16 protein-coding genes are annotated in these 22,087 nt (G+C 47.7%); 3 read left to right on the forward strand and 13 right to left on the reverse strand.

The features are described 5' to 3' along the window. Positions 1–23: 23 nt before the first annotated feature. The 5 genes from ACE3K2_RS05835 to ACE3K2_RS05855 all read right to left on the reverse strand — a co-directional run bounded on the left by ACE3K2_RS05835 (position 24) and on the right by ACE3K2_RS05855 (position 4,609). Complete coding sequence (locus tag ACE3K2_RS05835) at positions 24–581, reverse strand: DUF4825 domain-containing protein (RefSeq protein ID WP_421887856.1); 558 nt, start codon at positions 579–581, stop codon at positions 24–26. Beyond that, positions 578–1,273, reverse strand: a complete 696-nt coding sequence (locus tag ACE3K2_RS05840) for a permease prefix domain 1-containing protein (protein WP_421887859.1) — start codon at positions 1,271–1,273, stop codon at positions 578–580. The genes ACE3K2_RS05835 and ACE3K2_RS05840 overlap by 4 nt, the downstream gene beginning before the upstream one ends. Beyond that, positions 1,270–1,629, reverse strand: a complete 360-nt coding sequence (locus ACE3K2_RS05845; protein ID WP_339239986.1) for a PadR family transcriptional regulator — start codon at positions 1,627–1,629, stop codon at positions 1,270–1,272. The genes ACE3K2_RS05840 and ACE3K2_RS05845 overlap by 4 nt, the downstream gene beginning before the upstream one ends. A 271-nt stretch (positions 1,630–1,900) precedes the next feature. Then, positions 1,901–3,406: an alpha-glucosidase/alpha-galactosidase gene (locus ACE3K2_RS05850; RefSeq protein ID WP_421887862.1), complete on the reverse strand. Its 1,506-nt coding sequence runs from the start codon at positions 3,404–3,406 to the stop codon at positions 1,901–1,903. A 189-nt stretch (positions 3,407–3,595) separates the two neighbouring features. After that, positions 3,596–4,609, reverse strand: coding sequence for an AraC family transcriptional regulator (locus tag ACE3K2_RS05855; protein ID WP_421887865.1), 1,014 nt, complete (start codon positions 4,607–4,609; stop codon positions 3,596–3,598). 182 nt (positions 4,610–4,791) lie between these two features. Here ACE3K2_RS05855 and ACE3K2_RS05860 point away from each other — a divergent pair, with 182 nt between their 5' ends. Further along, positions 4,792–5,403, forward strand: a complete 612-nt coding sequence (locus ACE3K2_RS05860; RefSeq protein ID WP_421887868.1) for a histidine phosphatase family protein — start codon at positions 4,792–4,794, stop codon at positions 5,401–5,403. A 281-nt stretch (positions 5,404–5,684) separates the two neighbouring features. On the opposite strand, the gene ACE3K2_RS05865 is transcribed toward ACE3K2_RS05860, so the two are convergent. The 8 genes from ACE3K2_RS05865 to ACE3K2_RS05900 all read right to left on the reverse strand — a co-directional run bounded on the left by ACE3K2_RS05865 (position 5,685) and on the right by ACE3K2_RS05900 (position 18,052). Further along, on the reverse strand, positions 5,685–8,021 hold the full coding sequence (locus ACE3K2_RS05865) for a rhamnogalacturonan lyase (RefSeq protein ID WP_421888378.1): 2,337 nt from the start codon (positions 8,019–8,021) through the stop codon (positions 5,685–5,687). A gap of 626 nt (positions 8,022–8,647) precedes the next feature. After that, positions 8,648–10,810, reverse strand: coding sequence for a glycoside hydrolase family 6 protein (locus tag ACE3K2_RS05870; RefSeq protein WP_421887871.1), 2,163 nt, complete (start codon positions 10,808–10,810; stop codon positions 8,648–8,650). Positions 10,811–11,334: 524 nt separating this feature from the next. Continuing rightward, positions 11,335–12,411, reverse strand: coding sequence for an efflux RND transporter periplasmic adaptor subunit (locus tag ACE3K2_RS05875; RefSeq protein ID WP_421887874.1), 1,077 nt, complete (start codon positions 12,409–12,411; stop codon positions 11,335–11,337). 28 nt (positions 12,412–12,439) lie between these two features. Beyond that, a complete protein-coding gene (locus tag ACE3K2_RS05880; protein ID WP_421887877.1) occupies positions 12,440–13,810 on the reverse strand; it encodes an ABC transporter permease in 1,371 nt (456 codons plus the stop codon). An 18-nt stretch (positions 13,811–13,828) separates the two neighbouring features. After that, the gene (locus ACE3K2_RS05885) at positions 13,829–14,512 is read right to left on the reverse strand and encodes an ABC transporter ATP-binding protein (RefSeq protein WP_421887880.1); all 684 of its coding nucleotides are present in this window, start codon (positions 14,510–14,512) and stop codon (positions 13,829–13,831) included. A 203-nt stretch (positions 14,513–14,715) separates the two neighbouring features. Beyond that, the gene (locus ACE3K2_RS05890; protein WP_421887883.1) at positions 14,716–15,879 is read right to left on the reverse strand and encodes a hypothetical protein; all 1,164 of its coding nucleotides are present in this window, start codon (positions 15,877–15,879) and stop codon (positions 14,716–14,718) included. After that, positions 15,876–17,342 carry a sensor histidine kinase gene (locus ACE3K2_RS05895; RefSeq protein WP_421887886.1) on the reverse strand — a complete coding sequence of 489 codons (1,467 nt, stop codon included), beginning with the start codon at positions 17,340–17,342 and terminating at the stop codon, positions 15,876–15,878. The genes ACE3K2_RS05890 and ACE3K2_RS05895 overlap by 4 nt, the downstream gene beginning before the upstream one ends. Beyond that, entirely contained in the window at positions 17,339–18,052 is a 714-nt protein-coding gene (locus ACE3K2_RS05900) for a response regulator transcription factor (RefSeq protein WP_253430918.1), read from the reverse strand. Before ACE3K2_RS05900 ends, ACE3K2_RS05895 begins: the two co-directional genes overlap by 4 nt. Before the next feature lie 211 nt (positions 18,053–18,263). Between ACE3K2_RS05900 and ACE3K2_RS05905 the strand changes: the two genes are divergently transcribed. Then, complete coding sequence (locus ACE3K2_RS05905) at positions 18,264–18,740, forward strand: RNA polymerase sigma factor (protein ID WP_339259133.1); 477 nt, start codon at positions 18,264–18,266, stop codon at positions 18,738–18,740. A 218-nt stretch (positions 18,741–18,958) separates the two neighbouring features. Then, positions 18,959–21,745, forward strand: a complete 2,787-nt coding sequence (locus ACE3K2_RS05910) for a DUF5689 domain-containing protein (protein WP_421888381.1) — start codon at positions 18,959–18,961, stop codon at positions 21,743–21,745. Positions 21,746–22,087: the final 342 nt, after the last annotated feature.

The following is a 22,087-nucleotide window of genomic DNA, read 5'->3' on the forward strand; positions in this document are numbered from 1 at the left end:
TATTTCCTTCTATTTCATGCAGCTTAATTGTCAACAATTTGTGAAAAAGCCTCTTTCACTTGCGCCGGTTCCACCAGCTTCTTGCGAACAGTCGAATTCCATAACTCCGGGGTCTGAAGCTCTTTTAATTCCGAACCTGTCCACTGTTGGGCGGATTCACGACGTAAGGTATAGCTGGTATTCTCTAACTGGTAGACGACCTGCTCCAGATTATCGATCATAACAAAGTTCGCAACCGCATTATATACCAGTATCCGCTCAAGTTCCTCTGCATCCATCTCATGCGTATCCAAGCTATAATTCACTTGAGCCGTGAACGCCTCCGGGTACAGTTGGTAACCATTCAATCTTTCACGTAAAGGTAAAGCCTGATTCAGATGACTCAAGTTTGAATTATCACCCATGTAGGGACTGCGATATTTCGTTAAAGCTTCAAAATCATGCGTCAGCGGGTTCTGCTGCTCTGCTTCATACCGATCCTGCTGTGCTTCAATCCTCGGATTAACGAAACCCTCAACGATTGCGAGGCCAACCACACCCAGAACAACGAGGGCAATAATCCATATATTCCTGCCTCTCATAACGCATCCCTCACTTCATACTTGCTAACGATCCGATACGCCCGATGCACTACCAAAGGAATAATAACGCTTAGTAACGGGACGGCAAAAGCAATGACGATCACAGCAAACTGGTAGGGTCCTTCCACCTGAATGGGTCGATTAAACCAGATGTTGCTTCCGAATCGCAACGCTGCCTGCGTACCCCATAGTACGAATATGAATGCCGCCCACAACCACCATATTCTTCGATTCCACAGCACTAAGGCAGGGATTCGAATAACCGTTGTTTTAACAGAAGTGGCAGGATCATTCGTCCTGTTGGTCAAGATATACAACACATACGTTCCACCAACAATGAGACTCACGATCATAAGCAGGTTGTTTATGGCGGAGCCTTGTATCAGCACTCTCATTGGGATGGTAATGATCCAGGCTATGAGGCTGTATATCAGAGCAGACTGCAACAACGCTGTCCAGTAAGGAACACGATGTACTCTTCGATGGTCACTCATCACTTCATCCATACCAGCGATATGCTGGATGGCGGTCTGGAACGCCTTCTCTTCACTCATCCCCTGCGAGATATAATCGTCAATCCGCGCAGCGAGATTACTGTGAATCTCTTCTTGCAGTTCTCGATTGTCCAATGTATCCGGTACGTGAGCGAACAGATGCTTTACATGACGGGTGATGCGAGCTTCCAATCTCATAGGTCTTCATCTCCTTTTTCTCCAGTGACAATCATACAATCAATCAGTGCCTTGGCTGCCTGCCAAGCTTGAACCTGCTCTCTATAGGCTTCGAGGCCTTGCACTGTAATCCGGTAATATTTGCGTCGTCCTCCCTGTGTCTCTTCCCCCCAGTAGGACTCCACATATCCACTCTTCTCCAGCCTCTTCAAACTGGAATAAAGCGTAGGTTCCTTCAATTCAAACTGCTCTCCACTCTTGCGATAGATCTCCTTAATAATGCTGTAACCATAGTTATCAGAAGGTATAAGTACACTCAGAATGATGGGGTCAATATTGCCCCGAATCAGATCACTGTTAATTACTTGAACATCCATCTGCTAAATTCACCGACTTTCTTCCATCCTTCGTATACTATAAGACATATTACTATGTCTGTAAAGGTAATATGTATCACATGGTAAATATGCCTCAAAGTGAGCAACGTTGCAATATTCCTCTCTTGCTTTTCGCATGGAAGGAATAAAGAGGTGGTTATAATACAATTCATAAGTACGATGTGAACGTTACTTTAGCCGTTGTCCGCGGCGTCCAAAAAAAATAAAACAGGGCTCCTCCAATTATGGAGAAGCCCTATACTCGTTTTGTCTATTGCTGCACTTTCTCACGATCTTTGCCTTTATCGGATTCACCCGCGTTTTTGTTGGCAGCATCGCGATCCTGTTGCATCTCTTCCACCGTTTTCACCTTGAGACGAGCAGCACCTTCGTATTCCTTCGTTGGAATCAAGTCTCCTCCAGCGAGTCTTGCTTCTGCGGCTGCAATCGCCTCACCATACTGCGGCAGCCACTGAGCCTGTGCAACCAACATCTCATCGACCATCTGCCAGATCTCTTTTGGATTACATACGGCACCCACGAGTGGGTCCATCATGAACGCCTGACGAAGTAATTTATCATCTCCATTGACCGCTGCTTCAACCGCAAGCCGTTGCACGGAAATACTCACATTACATACCGCAGCCGGGCCAAGGGGCAGATCCCCTACATGCGGCATGGAAATACCGTTTCGATCCACATATCCCGGTGCTTCAATAATCGCATCATCTGGCAGGTTGGAGATGACTCCGTTATTAACGGTATTGAAATGTCCACGATAGACACGTCCCGTCTCCAGTCCTTCAATAATGTACGAACCGTGCTCCTCGCCCCGTTTGTCCGGAACGAATTGCATCGGCTCATCCTTCATCCAGTTTGGAAAATCAGTCTCGAACCAGTTGCGCCCCTCGGTACATACCCGCAGATACCCACCTGTCTCTCCATTAATCCAGTTGCCCAGGTCGATCCATTCGTTGATCTCTTCGGGACGTTTGCGATACCACGGCACATATTCACTCAGATGACCATTCGATTCCGTACTGTAGTATCCGAAGCGTCGCAGCATATCAATCCGCACTTTCTCGGTACGGCTGTACTCTGGATGTTTCTCGAAGGCTTCGAGCAGATCACCTGTAAGGTCCTTACCTTCATGAGAAGCCTGAATATACCAGGTCTGATGGTTGATGCCGGCACAGACGATATCCACTTCACTCTTTTTCAAACCAAAAGCTTCCGCAATCTGATGATGACCATGCTGTACCCCATGACACAGTCCGATCGTCCGCACACCACCATACTTATTGCAAGCCCATGTGAGCATCGCCATCGGATTGGAATAGTTCAAGAGCAGCACGTCGGGTGCGCTCTGTTCACGAATATCTTTACAGATGTCCAGCATCTCGGCGATTCCGCGTTGCCCATACATAATGCCGCCTGCACACAACGTATCGCCGACACATTGGTCTACCCCATATTTCAGTGGAATATCCACATCCGTTGCAAAGGCTTCCAGTCCCCCGACACGAATCGTACACAGTACATACTTTGCATCTTTTAACGCTTCTTTCCGATCCGTTGTCGGCTGAATCTGAATATTCAATCCATTCTCCCGGATATCCCGCTGACACAGCTCAGTTACCATGTCCAGATTGTGCTGGCTAATATCGCAGAATGCAATCTCAATGTTGTTGAATTCCGGTACCGTGAGCAAATCCCGCAGCAATCCCCGTGTAAATCCGATACTCCCTGCCCCGATAAACGCCACTTTAAATGACATACCTATGTCCTCCCCTAATCCGAACCTTTTGTTTCGGTTAATGACTCTCTTCATGAAATCATTGTACCAACGGCAAACGGGGAAGCGTTATCAAAATCATGACCTGTTCAAGTTCTTGTTGTCAAAAATCCTAACTTCTACGCGCCAGATCCACTAATCCAGTTGTCTTCGAAAATAACTGCAAACGACTCATTCATCCGGAGGATATTGACTCACATGTCGTTCCATCGAGGAGCGAAATTCAACTGGCGTACGGCCTGTATATTTTTTGAATAACATATGAAAATACTGACGACTGCCTACTCCAACATAGTCAGAGATCTCCGATATTGGAATATTGGTCTGCTGGAGCAGCATCTTGGCCTTCTCCATGCGAAGCATCGTCAAGTAGTCGGTCGGTGTCCGCTGCGTGTGTTGGCGAAAAATGCGATGTAAATAGCCCGGATGCAGATTGACGGCTGCTGCGGTATCCTTCATCTGAATGTTACGATCCATATTGTGATGCATGAATTCAATGGTTCGTTTGACATACAGCTCCGCCTGATCGGTCGCACTCCGGCTCATCTCTCCGCGCAGACGTGCAACACGGACCAGCAATTGGATGAACAATGTACGCACCAGCATCCCCTGTTCCGGAGACGAGAGATTCCGGGCTTCGCGATGATGCGACCGTTCCTCTGACGGAATAATCCTCATCGGCGCAGTTGATCTTCCTTGCTCCAGCAGACCGCGCTGATCAAGTTCCAGCACCAGACTTTTCATAATGTGATACACCTCTTCCGGATCAGGCAGTACCAGATATGGCGATGCATTAGTTAGTAAAGTATGGACTTCTTCCTCTTCCTGCGCGAGCTGACGGATGGATAATTGTCCGGGAGGCGAGCCGGAGAAGCCAAACTCCACATTGAGCATCCGGCAAGGCACGCCATCTTCCACCAGCAATCGGTGCGGGACATCTGCATCAAGAATAATGAACTGTCCTTTTTTCAAAACGCTCTGCTCTGAGCTGCCATCCGGCATCTGCACATCCACCCGGCAAATTCCCGAAATAATATACATGATCTCCGTTGAATCATGATGGTGATAGGACATACGGTAGTTGTCCCACTGCTTGTAATAGTACGCGTAAAAACGCGGCCCGCAGTCCTCTGTGCGCAATGTCTCCTGGTACAGACTTCCTGTCCAGCGCTTCGAAATGCTCATGTCCTTGCCTCCATCCCTGCAACGATCGATCCTCACTTTTCTCCATTGTAGCAATTCTATAGGTTGAATATAAACGGTCTTGTTTAAAAGTCTCATTGCATCATTTAATTAGATGAATATATAATTAGTATATTATCTAATCTTAAAAGTAAACGGTCAATAACTAAAGGAGGTTTTCATGCATGAGTACCACCTTTCATCTGGTAAGACATGGACTTAAAGAACGACAAATCGGGGATGTCCCCCTCACTTCCGAAGGCATTTTACAAGCCGAAGCCACAGCTCTTCATTTTGCCAAAGCTGCCTATCCCGTTACTAAAATCCTGACCAGCCCACTTCGACGAGCCCAAGAAACCGCCAGCATGATTGCCCGCCTTACCCATGCCTATATAACCGAAGATCCTCGTCTGCGTGAACGTGCCAATTGGGGAGATTGCCCGAAACAGTCATTCGAAGAATTTATCGCGATGTGGGATAGATGTACCGCTTACCCAGATTACATTCCACCGGTCGGAGACTCGGCCAAACAGGCTGGTGAACGTCTGGCCTCCCTGCTAACTGAATTGGCTAGTGAAGAACCGGAGAATCGTAACATCATTGTGGTCGCACATGGTGGACTCATTACGGATTTTCTGGTGCAGACTTTTAACGAGCGCGAGCTAAACCTCTGGCATTCCGACTTTATAGCTATGCAGAACCAATTGATCCCTGAGTGCTCCATTACCACATTAATTCATGATCAAGGAAACTACACTATCAAGGCGTTCGCTTCTACCGAGCATCTAAGACTCTAACTAACTATGTACAAGAGTGACGTACCGGACGGATTAAAAAATGCCAAGTGATGTCCACAAATCCTCTGATCCTCATGTAGAAAAAGCTCTCGGATCTCCCCTATGCCGAGACACATGGGAGATTCGAGAGTTTTAAAGCACTTCAAAGAGTGTTGCAGCGCTTCAGAACGCTTCAATCCCTTTTCAATCCCTGCTCATATCCATTGACGCTGCTTTACGTTTCAGGCTGATCCTGAACACATTTTGTATGGCTATTGCCAGCTATTACTCATCTGTTCTGCTTACTTTCCGCCTTTACCTGGCGTGTAGAACTTGGGCAGCGTTACTTTTGACCAGTCTATATCCGATGCCATGTAGAAGGACGGATAGGACGGCTGGTTGTATCCACTGTTCTGTCCGGCAATGCCCACACGATACATTGCATCATGCATCAGCGTGTACAACTTGCGGTCCGTTTTCTCGGTACTGAGATAGATGCGGATCGCGGAACTGTCTGTGGTTCTCACCAGCATCTCTTCCCGCCAATCCCCGAAAATATCAGCTACGAGCGAAGGTGTACCTTTCGTATGATTGTTGGTCAATGTGCCTGTTGCCGTGAGCAACGTGCCACGATTCCAATCCTTGATGGTTGGTGTAACATCAATCGCACCATCAACGATCTGTGTCGTCATATCGGCAGCCCAACGTATATTCATATTTGTTCCCGGTGCTTGATCGCTGATTTTCTCACCAGTCGCTGTCCATAATCCTACAGCCCATGTCTCCAGCCCACGACGAGTTGGATCAACATCACCCACCATACCACGTCCGGTATCTTTCCCTGTGTATCCACCATAGATTACTTCTCCGGTCTTTGCATCACGCAGGGAATAGCCATATGGCGCCCAAGGACCACCCTCGTGAACCATGAAGATCTCCAGTCCCGGACGATCCGGGTCGATATCTGCCACATGAAGTGCATCTCCATGACCCAGACGGGCAATCGTTCCCGGGGCAGCACTCTCCGCAGGCATCAGGTCTGTTGAGCTGTACAGCACGCTGCCGTCATGATCAATTGTCGCGGAGCCATAGATGATCTCCTGTTTGCCGTCTCCATCCACATCCGCCACACTGAAATAGTGTGCGCCCTGTGTTGTAATGGAGCCATACTGTGGATCTGTGCCATCCACACCATGTGGCCCATCATTAAACGGGTTCTTCATTGGTGTCCAGCCGCTGTCCACTTTCCATTCCTTTTTCAGCTTCTTGCCGTCCCAATTGTAGGCAACCATCGTTGAACGTGTATAATATCCGCGTGCAAAGATAGCAGACGGTGTCTTGCCGTCCAGATACGCCACACCTGCCAGGAAACGGTCCACCCGATTGCCCGGTTCAATCCGTGCCATGGCATAATCGCCCCACATCAGGCCATCATCATGACGCTCGGGTTCATATGGAATGGTCTCCAGCTCTTTTCCTGATTTCCCTTCAAATACCGTAACATACTCCGGTCCATCCACGATAAACCCTTCGAACTTGCGCAACTCATTGCGGTTGCTGCGTTCTACCGCGTATACATCAATGAAGTAGTCGGCCAGGCTCTCGGCATCCTGCTGAGATAATGGATAATTATATTTTTGCTCCATTCCAAAAGCCTCTTCCAATGTTGCAGGCCAGTTACCCTTCACAACCTCGTCGTGCTTGTGCCAGTTCCTGAACATATCCACCACGTGATCGTAGTAACCCTCAGCACTTAAACGATAGTCATCCTCGTTCTTCACGCCTGCCTTGCGATCTTCCTTCGGTAACGTGATGTACTTCTCGGATGTCACTTTTCCTTTTTTGTTATATTGGATAATCTTCGTGCCCGGAGCGGTCTTAAACATCATTTCGGCCTTGCCATCCCCGTCAAAATCATAAACAAGCATCTGTGTATAATGAGCACCTGCACGGATGTTGACTCCAAGATCGATCCGGTAGAGCAATTGTCCGTCCAAGGTGTACGCATCAATGTAGGTTTTACCGGTGTATCCTTTTTGTGATACGTCCTTGGCATTGGAAGGGTCCCATTTGACGAAAAACTCATACTGGCCATCCCCGTCCACATCCCCAACACTCATGTCATTGGCGGAATACGTATAAGCTTCTCCCACAGGTGTCACACCATCGGCGGGTTTTTGCAATGGAATATCCACATACCCGTTCGCCCAAGGTTTGACGGATGCGTTGCGTTTGCTTTCCTTGCCCTTCTTGTTCACCGCTGCCACTTCATAACGGGAAGACGATTTGCCCGCACTATCTACATAGTTGGTGCTATCGGTGACGGTAGCGATCTTTTTGCCATCACGGTAGACGTTAAAGTCCGTCCCTGTCAGCCCTTGGTCGCTATACCCTGTGGCTTCGTCACCAAGCAATCTCCAACTGAGAAACACCCCTTCGGATGTGGATGCAGCCACCAGACCCCGATCCAGATATTCCAGTTGAATCCCTTTCAAGTGACTGCCCCCCTTATGTGATTGCAGACCAGCCTCCGTTGTACTCTTTCCATTCGAAGCTTCTGCTCCAGTGATTCCCGCTGTCCCTCCAATGAGCAAAGCTACGCTGAGTGCCGAAGAGAGCACCTTTGCTGCAAGTGGCATACGCCCCTTCCTGCGACCGGATTGCTGATCTGAAGCCGATCCTTTATGTATCGGCGCTGTTGTTTCTGAGTTCATTCACGTTCACGCTCCTTGAGACAGAATAGGTGCCGCTTATACATACACTTTGATGATGATTTGGACGTTTGATCAACCGTGAAGACTTTCTTCAACGGATGTTTCTCCACGCAATGATTGCGCTTACAATATTAAAAAAGAGAAATCAGCTTGCCCAACTACCGGAGTGCGGTCCCCCTTCCATTCTCTCTCCAATCCGAGCGAAGCGATCTCACCCATCGGCTTCTATTATAGACATCCTGCCTGTCAGACCCTAGGCAAATATCCGTCCAAAACGATCAATAATCAGTGTTTTTAGGAGTCATTTAGGAATAAGCACTTGCAGCTGTGAGGGATATCCGTTCCGGTTACGAATCGTTCTTATGATCGCTGTTATCCCCGGATTTTCTTCCATCCCCTTTCTTCGCTTCTTCAGAATCGATTTCGTCCCCTCCACTACGTTCCTCAGTTGATCAAGTACTTCATTTCAAAATGACTCTTGTAATGAATAGCAAAAAACCGCAATCCTCTAATATACTGAGGATTGCGGTTAAGACAATTACGAGTAAATTTTAAGGCTCAATGCCCCATACCAGGTTTCCATCTTGGTAAAGTGTTACCTTGTTCCAATCCTGATAGGATGTTTTGGTTGGATCGAAGGAGTAGTCATTACTCTCGTCAAAGTTGGACCAGTCAGTTTTGTACATGCGAAGCTGGATGTCGCCAGTCTGTCCACCAGCCTGAATGCTGCCAGCGTCAGATGTGAAGCTCAGCTCCACATACGAGTCTGTGAAGGTACGCTGGATATTGGCTCCGCCAACTTGAGCGTAATCGATGGCAGAATCCATCGCAGCCGAGCCTTCTTTGGAGAAATAATAACGAATCTTCAGGTCACTCAGATTCACAGCAGTACTGCCCAGATTTTTGATATTAAAATACGGTTTGATCTGGCTATCCAGCGCATTGGTATCTCCAGCACGATATTGCAGAACAAGATCACTGGTCGGTACAACAACACTTTGAGGTGTTGCTGAAGCTACAGCGGAATTGGCACTTTGCCCTGCTGTATTCACTGCACTTACCACATAATGATACGTTGTGCCGTTGGTCAGGGAAGTGTTCGTATAAGATGTACCACTCACATTCTCCGCAATCGTTGTGAATGGACCTGATGCACTCAGTGCCCGCTTCACGCTATAACTCGTTGCACCTGCAGAAGCAGTCCACGTCAAGGAGACTTGAGCGTTACCGGCAGTAGCCGTCAATGCTGCTGGTGCTGCCGGAGCGGTATTGCCACCCGGAGGATTGCCACCGTTACTTGCAGGAAGTACAGGGAATGAGTTTTTCACCAGTTGTACAAATTGATCATGGAACCAGTGACCGGATACCGGAGCATTAGGCAATGCACCTGTTAATACCCCATCCCGAGTTGTGAAGGTTGGATCACACATCCGGTCGAAACCTTTCCCTTCGTTATTCGGAATTTCGGAGCTGGAGCCATCGGATTCACCCGGAGGTTTCACCCATACATAAGCATCCAGATGTGCGGGTCCCGGTGCAGCCTTAGGGACTTCCCCTATACCAGCGCCACTGGCATTACACCAGTTTCCCCGATGCTCCCGGCGGTCTACACGTCCGGAATTCACATAATCGTTGATGTTGCTACCCGTGGCAGATGTTGGACGGTCTACCCCGCCCCAGCCATTCCGGCTAGTATCAATCAGGAAACCTGTGCTGCTTGGCCAACCAGCTTGTACGAAATCGGCATACAGCGCAGCGGTGAAATCGGTTTCGTCAAAATACGGATTCCACTCATAAAACTTGGCCGATTTAATCGGTTGTCCACCGATATTAAGATCAGGGTTAGACAGGTTCGGCTCCCCCAGCGGTGTAGTGTTCGCTGTATTTGTAATAAAGCCATCTGCACTGCTCAGACCCGCGTCCGTCCCTTGCACAACACTTGTATACAGCGCGACTGCTGCAGAACGGTTGTTATCCCATCCAAGCCAGCCGGAGTGGCCGATATCCAGATAGTTGTACACATTCGGAATGGCGTGAAGCTTGTCCAGTGCATACTTCACACCAGCCTCATAGATACCTGTTGAGCTAGCTTGACCACAAGCTGGTGTACTCAGGTTGGTCACAAGGTTAGGCAGACTGTCCGGTTCAATGACGGCAATAATACGAATATCCTGATACTTCGGATCTGCGAAGATATCTGCAATCACATCAATATAATCCGTTTTATACGTCTGTAGTGCAGCCTGTGTTAGTGGAAGTTCACCATTCGAAGCAAGGGCATGACAATCCCGTCCGGGCAAGTTGTAGATAACAAATGAAGCCGTTATTGGTGTTCCAGGTTTCTTTTGGGCGAGAACAGCATCAAGATGTTCCTCTACACTTTTGCGACCCGCATTGTCCGTACCGCCATAGATCGCAGCAATCCGGTCAATCCATACTGCGGTTGGATACGATTTGACCGTCTCCATCTGGGCCTTCAGCGATGTATCGTTGGTCAGCGCAATGGACGTATCCACGAGTGCCGAATAGTCCTGGTTCAGATAAGCCGTGGCTCCCACAAATGGATTATCCACATGTGCTTCAGCCGCCTGAGTCAGACCTGGAGACATCCCCGGGAAAATCCCCGCCGCGAGCAACGTTGCTGCCAGCATTTGTTTTACCCCTTTGCGCAGGATCTTCTTACCTCTCGATTTGGTTTTCAATTTAGTCTTCATAGTTCCACCTTTCCTTTAGTTAGATTGGGTTGTACTCAATGTCTGATCCTCTGTGTCATTAAGATGCTTAGCACGAAGAGAACGTCCGGATGAGTTGGTTGTATCACCTCCACAAGGAATGGTTGTAGAACTGGAATATTGAGCAAAAAAATGGTGTGTGAGGGCGAATCATGTGAATGAATATAATGTGGTGGGTGTGGTTGAACGTGTGTTAGACATGAAGAAGCATGAAAGATGGATTATAGGATCTAACAACCCATTTAGGTAAGCGCTTTCTTTAAGCGGTTTAAAAAAAGGCCTTCCCTACCATCTGAAATCATGAAGTTTGGTGTCACCTCCTTATGTTCTGATTATACGACATGTAAATATTACTGTAAATTGAATTATATAAATTTAATTATATTTTTTTCCATAATTCAGGCAGGAATCTGGACATCCTTTGGACCTAACCACACCAAAGGTTCATCCTGGCCTTATACCACAATGAACCTCGTGTTGATCAAGGTCGAATTTCACCCGTTTGTTTAGGGCAGAACAACGACATCTCCCGGTTTTAACCCGCTTACCACTTCCGTCTTGTCCCCCGATTCCATTCCAGCCTTGATGGTCAGCGGCTCTGTCAGTCCGTTCCCTTTGTCTAACAGGACGTAAGGTTCGGTCTGATCCCGCATGATGGCCAGGCTGGATACAACCGTCACTTTATCTTTACGCATCGTCTCGATATCGCCTTCCAGACTCACACCTCCATACATCCTTGCATCCGGCTTCAGATCAATGACCACGTCAAACTGGGAAGCCTGCTTGAGGTCTGTATCGCTACTCTTCCGGGCGAACTTGGACACCTTGCTTACCTTCCCGGTGAATTGAAGGTCTTTCTGCGCTGTCATTCGCACCTTAACCGGCATTCCCGCCTTAAGTCTGAACATTTCTTCTTCACCAACAATCGTCATAAATTTCAATTTGTTGATATTGGTAATGGACCCGATTAACTGTCCTTCCGTCACTGCACGTGTCTTGCTGTCCTCTTCATTCATCTGAAATATACCGGAGGCAGAAGCATATACAACAGACTTACTTATTACTGCCTGCTTTTTCTGTATCTCCTTCTCCTTGAGCACCAGTGCTTTTACGTTCAATTCATTCGTCAGGCGTTTGCCTTCCCGATCTGCAAATGCCTTCTTGCGCTCTTCTTCCGTCACGCCAAGCGTCTCACTCATATTCGCCTGATCCTGGCTAACCTGATTCATCTTATTTTCCAACTGGGCTTTCTCCAGATCACTCTGCAGTTGCTCTACTTCCGTTTGTAACGTGGAGGTGTCGAGCGTAAACAGGATATCTCCCTTGCTCACCTGCTCCCCACTTTTCACGTGCCACTGCTTGATATTGGAAGCATACGGTGCGAAGATATCGGTCTGATCGGTGTATACGGATTTCCCCTTCACCTGTATCGATTGCGTCATCGTTTCCTGTGTCACATCAAAGGTAATCGGGGGCGGGATCTCTATAGGTGCCTCCGGTTTTGGCTTATACTTTTCATACAGCCAGTACCCTACACCTGCCAAAAGTACAACGGTGATGATGATTTTAATCCATTTCTTCATGTGCCCAATTTCCCTTTCGCTGATAAAGTTACATCGATTTGATCACAGTTAATGCGTTGGTTCGGGATGCGCTGATTGCCGGATAAATCCCCGACACAATGCCAACCAGCACAGCAAACACAATGCCCAGTGGCAGAGCGGACTGCTGAATAACCACGGTCATCGGGCCATTGACCTGATCTGCCATCTGACTCGCCAGCAGACTGTTCACCCCGCCGAGGGCAGCAAAGGCAATCCCAACACCAGCCACGCCACCCATCAATCCAAGCATCGCTGCTTCGGTAATAAACATCTGGCGGATCTGCCACAGATTTGCACCCAGCACCTTCATCACGCCAATCTGTTTACGCCGCTGATGCGTAGACATGATCATTGCCACAATAATGGACAACGAGGCCAGCAGCATGATAAAACCACCGATTCCCAATGCTGCTTTTTGGTACATTGCCAATTGGCCTGTCATCGCTTCCTCCTGAAACAGATTACTCTGTGTGTTTAACGTCAACTTTTGGATCTGTTCTTCCACCTGGGATACATAACGTTTGTCCTCAACCTTGACCAGAGCCAAGTTCAGATGTTTGGCTGCACTGCTGTCAGCCTGCTGCAATCCAAGCTCATCCTGCAAGGCGCGAGCTGTATCCAGCGGCAGATATATCTTTTTATCGTTCTGAGCACTCATCTCATCCATGTTGGGAGGCTTCGTCAGTTCTCCAGACACGCGTATCGAGCCGCTCATTTTGGTTTTACTCGCATTGGTATAATCTTCATATCGAAACTGAATACTTTGCTGAACGAGCTGATCCTGCTTTGATGACATTTCCGCATACTGCTGCAAAAGCTCATTGTTATAGGGATCAGCATTCAACTGCTCAAATAATTTCTGCGTGACTTTGGGATCTATGAGTCCGAATGTGGCCCCATAACTGGTCACCGCCATACGGCCATCCTCTGCACCACGTCCCTCAGCGTATCTGTATCCAAACCCGCCTAGTGTCTCCAGCTCAGTACCCATCACTTCAACGTAAGTACTGCGGCCATCCGGAAGCACCATTTCGAGCGAATCCAGCTTTAACATGGGAGCCACGGCAACAACATGAGGAAGTCGTTGGATAATCTTAATTTTTTCCAGCGTCAGCGCACCCCGCTCAAACTTCGATGTCTGACCACTCCCCTTGCCGTTGCCAGTACGTATGCCTTCATTAGGCGTAATCGTAATTTCGTCCATCTTGTAGTTGTCATTTAATGTTTTCTCGCTATAGGTCTGTACGGACTGCCCCACACTAAGTGCAATGATCATGGCGGCAGAGCCGATGGACAGCCCCATCATACACAGCAGTGTGACCATTTTTCTGCGAATGATCTGGCCCCAGGCCATACGTGCTACATCGCGTATTCTCACATTTCCTCTCCTTTTGCCTCAAACTTCCCTTACAGCCTCTTCAACCAATATTCCATGTTGCAGTGTCAGCACGACCTGCATCTGCTCCGCGACCTCTGCTTCATGTGTCACAATAACAAAGGTGGTATTCAACTCCCGGTTAAGCTGCTGCAAAATCGCAATAATCTCTTCCTCCGTCTCGGTATCCAGATTCCCGGTAGGCTCATCTGCAAAGATCACCGAGGGTTCGGTAATAAGCGAACGTGCAATACTGACACGTTGTTGCTGACCGCCCGACAACTGGGACGGGAACAAGTTTGTTTTTTCACTCAGTCCAACCTGTTCCAGCAGCTTTAATGCTTTTGCTTTGCGTTTCGCAGGGCTTATGCCCATGAACACCAAAGGTAACTCTACATTTTCCCGGATCGTAAGATTAGACAGCAGCTCATAGGACTGGAAAATAAACCCGATGTGACTGCGCCTGAACTCAGCCAGGCAATTTTCACTGAAACGCACAATATCTTGTCCCGCAATGAGAATCTTGCCCTGATCCGGTTTCATCAGCCCCGCCATCAGATTCAGCAGTGTGGACTTGCCCGAACCTGAACTGCCCAGCAGAGCCACCATCTTGCCTTCTTCAATCGTCAGGTTGATATCGTGAAGCACCGGCACATTTCCCTGGCTATTCCGGAACGAGTGGGATAATTGTTCAACTTGAAGCATTACTACATGTCTTCCTTTCTACTTTCTGAATATGTATGGATTCGCGCAGCTCATTCCCTTTTCATTATAGGGTGGAGATGTATCCGGGCTGGCCGGAGTTGTATCCAACTTGTAAAATGTCGAAACAAAAAGACCTTGTCCACAGAGCCGCTATCGCCAGCTCCACCAGACCAAGGCCTTATATTTATATAACCTTCCGCAGCTTACCAGGCTCTGAAACTAAAGCGGTACATCTCACTTTTATCCATCGTGCTGCCCACTGCAAATAGCTCATCGTTGTTCCATTTCAGATTGATGAAGCTATCAATATTGCGGTAGATGACCGTATCTGACGAAAGTTTGTTCTCGTTCAGGTAGGCAATATGCAGCTCATTCTTCAGATTTTGATTATCCATGGGATAAAAATAAGCGATTCGAGACTCATCTGCATCCAGTTCGAAGTTCCAGATGGAAGCTTGTAATACCAGATCATACTGCCCCTGCGCGGCACGATACCGATATAGCCCCTGCACCTTATTCCTCGTCCCCTGGATGAGCATGTCCCCATTTTTCAGCAACCTGAATTGTTGAATGTCCTCCATTGCAGCATACGCCTTTACTTCATGCTCACCCTCAAGCGACACCTGATAGATGGCATAACTGTCTTTCAGCATCACCAGCATATAGAACTGCTTCAGATCTTCACTGACCTGCAACACATCCGTAACGATAAACGTATCTTTCGAATCTTTCCCTTGTGTTGATCCTGTGAATATGCTCATCAGCTCTTCTTGCGTGTAGATGACTTGACTCGTCTCCTGGCTCAGATCGACCTGTTTAAACAAAAGATCATCCTGACCGATGTAGGACTGGTTCCCTGTAAACACTCTATAATACGAGTTGTCGTTCGGAAGCTTGCGACGTTCCCCGCTCTCAATCACATACTCATACGTCGTCTTCTGCACTTGCCCCGCTCGGTACTGAGAGTAGATGATTTTCTTGTGATCCGGGCTTAGCGCAACGCCATAATCCGTATTACTCGCAATGCTCTTCACTGCGTTATCATCCAGATGCAGGAGAGATAGCTGAAGTCGTGAGTAAGAGGGTTCCAAATGATTGATGATAATCGTGTTTCGATCCACCACTTCAAAATCAAAGATTGCAAAGTCATTCGGAATCTTCGTAGCCGACTCAATCTGAATTGTACTACTCGGCGGTGGCGCCAAACGGCTGTTGAATTGCTGACTTGGCAAAATTACTGTTCTTGGTTTGAGATTTGCGATACTGAACAGGCTTCCAATCCCAAAAATTCCGCTGACAAATGTGATCAACAGCCCGGACAGCATCAATATGTCGCGGTGTTTACGCCAAAATCCAGGATGTCTCATGCGTTCATTTCCCCCGGAAGACTGATATTTACTTGTGTCCCTTGCCGCATGATGCTCTTCATCTCCACTGTTCCTCCATGACGCTCCACGATGTTTTTCACAATAGACAAGCCCAGTCCGGCGCTGCCCTTCTCCGCCCTGTTGATTCCCTTATCCTGGTAAAAGGGTTCAAATACATGCTGGAGTGCTTCAGCACCAATTCCTTCCCCCTGATCACGAATCACAATAGCGATAGTCTCACCTAACCGGAAGGATTGTACTTCAATGATTGAATTGACATCACTGTATTTAACCGAATTATCCAGAACGTTGAGGAATACCTCCTTCAGCTTGTCCCGATCGCCCTGTAGATACTGATGTTCCTCCAGCTCATAATGAATGCCTATATTGTACTTGCCCGCCTTAATCGACATGTCTTCACAAGCTTCACGAATAATATCCGATACATCGATACGTTCGAATCGGTACGCCTGAATGACCGCAGAGGAGACCGAGACCTCCAGGATATCCGCAACCATCGTGTTGAGACGCTGGCTTTCCTTGATAATATAATTCATGCCTTTGTCAAAAAAATCCTGATCGGTAAATCCGTTATCCCGCAAAATCTGGGCGTATCCCAGAATGGTCGTTAGTGGTGTCTTCAGTTCATGTGTCACATTGTCAAAAAAGACTTTGCTTCGCGCCTGTACTTGATTCACTTCGTCCCGCTCTCGCTCAATCACATCAATCTGCTCCCGCACACGATCAATCATGATGGTGAAGCTTGAAGCCAGTTCACCAATCTCATCCTTGGTGGTTATCTGAATGTCTGCATTCAGACTCCCCTGAGCCACTTCCGCAGAACGTTTCGTAAGTACACGGATAGGCTGGGTGATTTTCCGGGAAATGAAGATGGAGGCGATAAATACAAATACGAAAATCACCGCTGCGAACAATTTGATCGTATTTTGAAAACGCAGGTTGCGTTTGAACAAATCCGTGTAATCCTTCTCCATCTGCACAATTCCGATCAATTGTTGATCCATCTGAAGCGGAAAGGACAGACTGGAGGTGACCCGACCTTTATCCACAACTGTGGTATACGCGATCTTGGATTGTATGGCCGCCTTCACATCAGGATGGTCAGACCGCTTAGCGACATTAGCTTCACTGCCAGTAGATCCGTATGGCGAAGCATCAGGGCGATATACGGTAATTTTTCCGCCAACGGCTGAACCAATCTGCTCCGCAAGCTCGCGGCTTCCTGCTTCGAGCGAGTCTCTGCTCATGCGTTTGTTATGAATCAGGAAGTACTGATTCAGCGCGATATCCAGATTTTTCTTCGATTGCACCATGTCCTCATGCACTTCCCGGTACATATTCTCCTGTGCCACCTTATTGGACAGAATCAGCAGAACGGAGAATCCGATAAAGACGATGACCGAGAAGAGCACCACCATTTTGAACTGGATGGTCCACTTCATGTCTGCACCTGAATATTCAGCTTATACCCTACACCAAATACAGTCTCGATCATCGAAATGCCCTGCACACCACTATCCAATTTCTTGCGAATTCGTTGTATATGAATATCCACCGTTCGGGTATCTCCTGCAAAATCAAATCCCCATACCTTGTCCAGCAGTTCAGAACGTGTATGTACCTTACGATGATGGGTCACGAGAAATAACAACAGGTCATATTCCTTATTGGTGAGTCCTGCGCGTTCCCCGTCTTTCCACACTTCCCGTTCATCCTTGCGAATCTCAATATGCTTGCCAAGCCTGACCACCTCATAGGACTGATTCTCCAGCGTCTCGCTGATGAGATCAATCCGGCGAAAGATCGCCCGAATGCGCGCAACCACCTCACGGATATCAAAAGGTTTCGTGATATAATCATCCGCCCCAAGCTCCATGCCAAGTACCTTGTCCAGCATGTCAGACTTCGCAGTGATCATGATGACGGGTATCTTGGAGTTCACAGACAGTTGCCGACACACATCAAAACCGCTCATATCCGGCAGCATCAGATCCAGCAGGATCAGATCCGGCTTCGAATCCCGAAGCAGATTCAACCCCTCTTTACCCGTAGCTGCTTCCTTGATCTCAAATCCTTCCTTGCGTAACGAATAGGACAAAATATCTCGAATGGACTCCTCATCCTCAATAATTAAAATCTCTTTTGGTCTCATGATACCCTCGTAATCTCCCTGCTCTATGGATTTCATCTGCCTATATTTTGTATCCCAAGCCTTGTGCTTGAATAGAGGGAAGCACGAAATGTTACAACTTCGATACAACTCTGAACCGTTTGGAAACAACCTCTCGATATACTTGGATCATAAGAGACTCATACCAGACCGGACCCAAGCCTGATCTGTATCCAAGGGGGATTCACATCATATGAACACTGCACAAATCAACGATGCTTATGTCAACTATAAATCAGAAATCACTCGGTATCTATCCCATATCGTCAAACAGCCACAAGACGCAGAAGATCTGGCTCAGGATTGCTTCATTCGACTGATGAATGTGACCGTAGATATCCCTGAAGATCGACTCCTCTATTATCTCAAACGGATTGCCCGAAACCTTGCCATGGACAGTTTCCGCAGGCGAACCCGTACACTTAAACGTGACAGCCGTCTGGAGGTACCTACCCATCACCTCGATACACCCCAACTTGAAATCAATGAAGGCGTTCATGATCTTGTCTCCCATATCAACAACACGGAACACCGAAAAATATTAGAACTTCGCCTTATCCACGGATACTCCATCAAGGAAACGGCAGAGCTGGTGAATCGCAGTGAAGGCATGATTAAGTCTTCTGTCTTCCATGCCGTCAATCGAATTCGGGCCAAAGTCATCTCATAGAGATGGCTTTTTTTATGCAAAATCAACAGTGACGCCGGATGGGAGTGTTAAGACAGGATCGAAATACCTATGGATATGTCAAAAGACCCAATTTTACAAATATCGAGTTAATTTTTACAAATTGTTATGACTATGTGAGATTTTCATGTGGTAGAATATGGACGAACTCATGAATTAACTAATATTTGGGAGGGATTTGGTTGGGTAAATTAACAGGTATGCGCGGAGTATTTCTAAAATCACTCCTCGCATTGTCCATGGCTTTGCCGCTTCAGATCGGATTATGGAACGGAGATGCATCGGTTCATGCGGAAGGACCGACAGACCCGGCACCATTCATCCAAGCGAAGGTTGTGAACCAAAATGCAGGCAAGAAAGTATTGTTCGACAACTCACACGGCCAGACGGCTGGAGCAGCAGACTGGGTCATCGATGGAGGTTTCTCTGACTTCGGGAATGCACTCGCGAATGATGGTTATTATGTCAAAGAACTTCGCAAGACGACTCCATTTACCTATGATGATCTGAAAGAGTATAACGTATTCGTTATTGCAGAGCCTCAAATTCCTTTCAAAACATCCGAACAGGCAGCACTCAAACAATATGTTGAAACAGGCGGCAGCATCTTCTTCGTTGGAGATCACTATAATGCAGACCGTAATAAAAACCGCTGGGATGGCTCTGAAGTTATCAACGGTTATCGTCGTGGAGCATTCGAAGATCCAGCCAAAGGCATGAGCACAGATGAGCGTAATTCTGAAGCCATGCAAAACATCACCAGCTCGGACTGGTTGTCCGATAATTTTGGCGTACGATTCCGCTATAACGCACTTGGCGATATCAATGCCAATATCGTTGTACCGGCAGATCAAGCCTTCGGCATCACAGAAGGCGTGTCGGCTGTAGCCATGCATGCCGGCTCAACCCTCGCAATCACTGATCCGGAAAAGGCAAAAGGCATTGTGTACCTGCCAAAAACCAACGCAAAATGGAACAACGCGGTGGACCAAGGCGTATACAACGGCGGCGGGATCGAAGAAGGTCCTTACGTAGCCGTATCCAAGCTTGGAGCAGGTAAGGCTGCCTTCATCGGTGACTCCTCTCCAGTAGAAGATGCATCGCCTAAATACTTGCGTGAAGAGACGGGCACACGCAAAACAACCTATGACGGATTCAAAGAAGTCGATGATGCCGTATTGCTCGTGAACACGGTGAACTGGCTTGCTACACAAGAGAACTACACGGACTTCACTCAAGTAAACGGACTTGAACTGGATACAGCTACAGCGCTGTTGCCATTCGAAGAGCCGGCTGCTTCTACAGAACCACAGGCTGAACCTTGGGCCGCACCTGCTGCCGGATACAAGTGGTACGATCGTTCCACGTTCAAGGCTGGTTCTTACGGCGGCCCTGCATCCAGCGCAAATGCTTCTTACAGCTTCGTGAAACAGGATACGCTTCCGAATGCAGAAGACTTCCAGATTCGTGTCGTTGTGGAGAACATGGCTCCAAACACAACCGTATCCGGTTATAGTGCTGGTATCTATCTGACTGGCGGAACACAGGTAGCCATGATTCAGAATGAAAGTGGTACTTGGCCGACATCGTACGGTTACAGCTCCACATTCAGTGTAACCTCGGATAGCCAAGGTCGCGGGATCAAAGATCTGAATGTACGTATCAAACCGGGTACAACTGGCGCTGCGAGCCTGCGTCTGCGTCTGAACGGCAGTAACCTGATTACCAATGCAGTAACCGTTGGCAATGTGCCAGCAGAGCAGCTTCCGGAAGAAGAAGGACCGATTCCAGCAGCGATTACCGTTGCTGAAGCACGCACCAAAGCTGTCGGTACTACCGTAACCATCGAAGGTGTTGTAACGACAGAACCAGGTGCATTCGGTGGACAAGCCTTCTATCTTCAAGATGAAACTGCCGGAATTTATGTCTTCCAGCACACAAGTGGCTTTCATGCAGGTGACACTGTAAAAGTAACCGCAGCAACAACCATCTATAACAGCGAGTTCGAGCTTACGGACATCGTTGCGATTGAGAAAACAGGCACGGCTTCCGTACCTGCTCCAATCGAAGTTACAGCCATTACAGATGGGAACCAAGGACAACTGGTTCAACTGAAAAATGTAACGATTGAGAATATCATCAGCGCTACACCGGCTGGATCTTTCGAATTTGACGCAGTGGCTGCGGACGGAGCAACTACACATATCCGTGTAGACACCCGTACAGGCGTGACGGAGACTTCCTTCCCTTATACTGCTGGGGACAAAATTGATATCACAGGCGTTTCTGCTATTTTCAAAGACGTATATCAATTGAAACCTAGAAGCTTGAATGATTTTGTACCTGCTGAAGATCAAGGTGGAGGCGAACAGCCTTCCACTCCAGCTGCAGGAGCACCGGGTAAACCAGTGCTTTCTTCTGATAATGGATATACGACTGGCTTGTTCGAAGGTGCGTATAACGTAAGCATGAACCTCTGGTGGGGTGAAAATGGTTCCGAGTACAAACTGTATGAGAACGGTGTTCTGATTGATACGCAGAAGTTGACTGCGGCTACACCTTCTTCACAGTTTGCTAAAACGGCCATTACTGGCAAAACGAATGGCACATATACTTACGTTGCCGAGCTGACCAATGACAAAGGCACAACACGCAGTGACGTGCTGACGGTACAAGTAACGAACGCCTCCCCTGGCAAAGCAACATTGTCCCAAAACAACTGGGATGGTGATGGCAACTACAGCGTATCCATGAACCTCTGGTGGGGTACGAACGCAACCGAATACCGTCTCTATGAGAATGATGTATTGATTGATACACAAACTTTGAAAGCCGCTACACCTGCTTCTCAAAGTGCAACAACGAACGTGTCCGGTCGTGCTAACGGAACATATACGTACCGTGCTGAGCTGATCAACGCCGCAGGCGTAACTAGCACAGAGACGATCACGGTTCAAGTGACCAAAGCGTTGCCTTTGGCTAGCTAAGTCTTAATAAAGAAGCCTAACGTTTAACCAAGCAACAAAAAACCGAAACCAACATTGCCTGATTCACAGGGCAACCTGGTTTCGGTTTTTTTGGTTGGAAGGACACATGTGTCGGTAAAACGGGTGAATTGGTTGCGTTTATTGATGATCATGCCTGTAGGACCCCTGGCCAGAAAGTAGACACTCGTGGCATTTATGGCACTTAAGACACTCAAGACAATTATGGAGATTATTTCAATAATTGCATTTATGACGCTTGTGGTACTTATGCAGTAATGGCACTTATTGCATTTATGACACTAATGGCAATTTTGGCGCTAATGATAACTCTGTCGGCCTCTG

The sequence above is a fragment of the Paenibacillus sp. genome (assembly GCF_048976745.1).
Taxonomy (GTDB): Bacteria; Bacillota; Bacilli; order Paenibacillales; family Paenibacillaceae; genus Paenibacillus.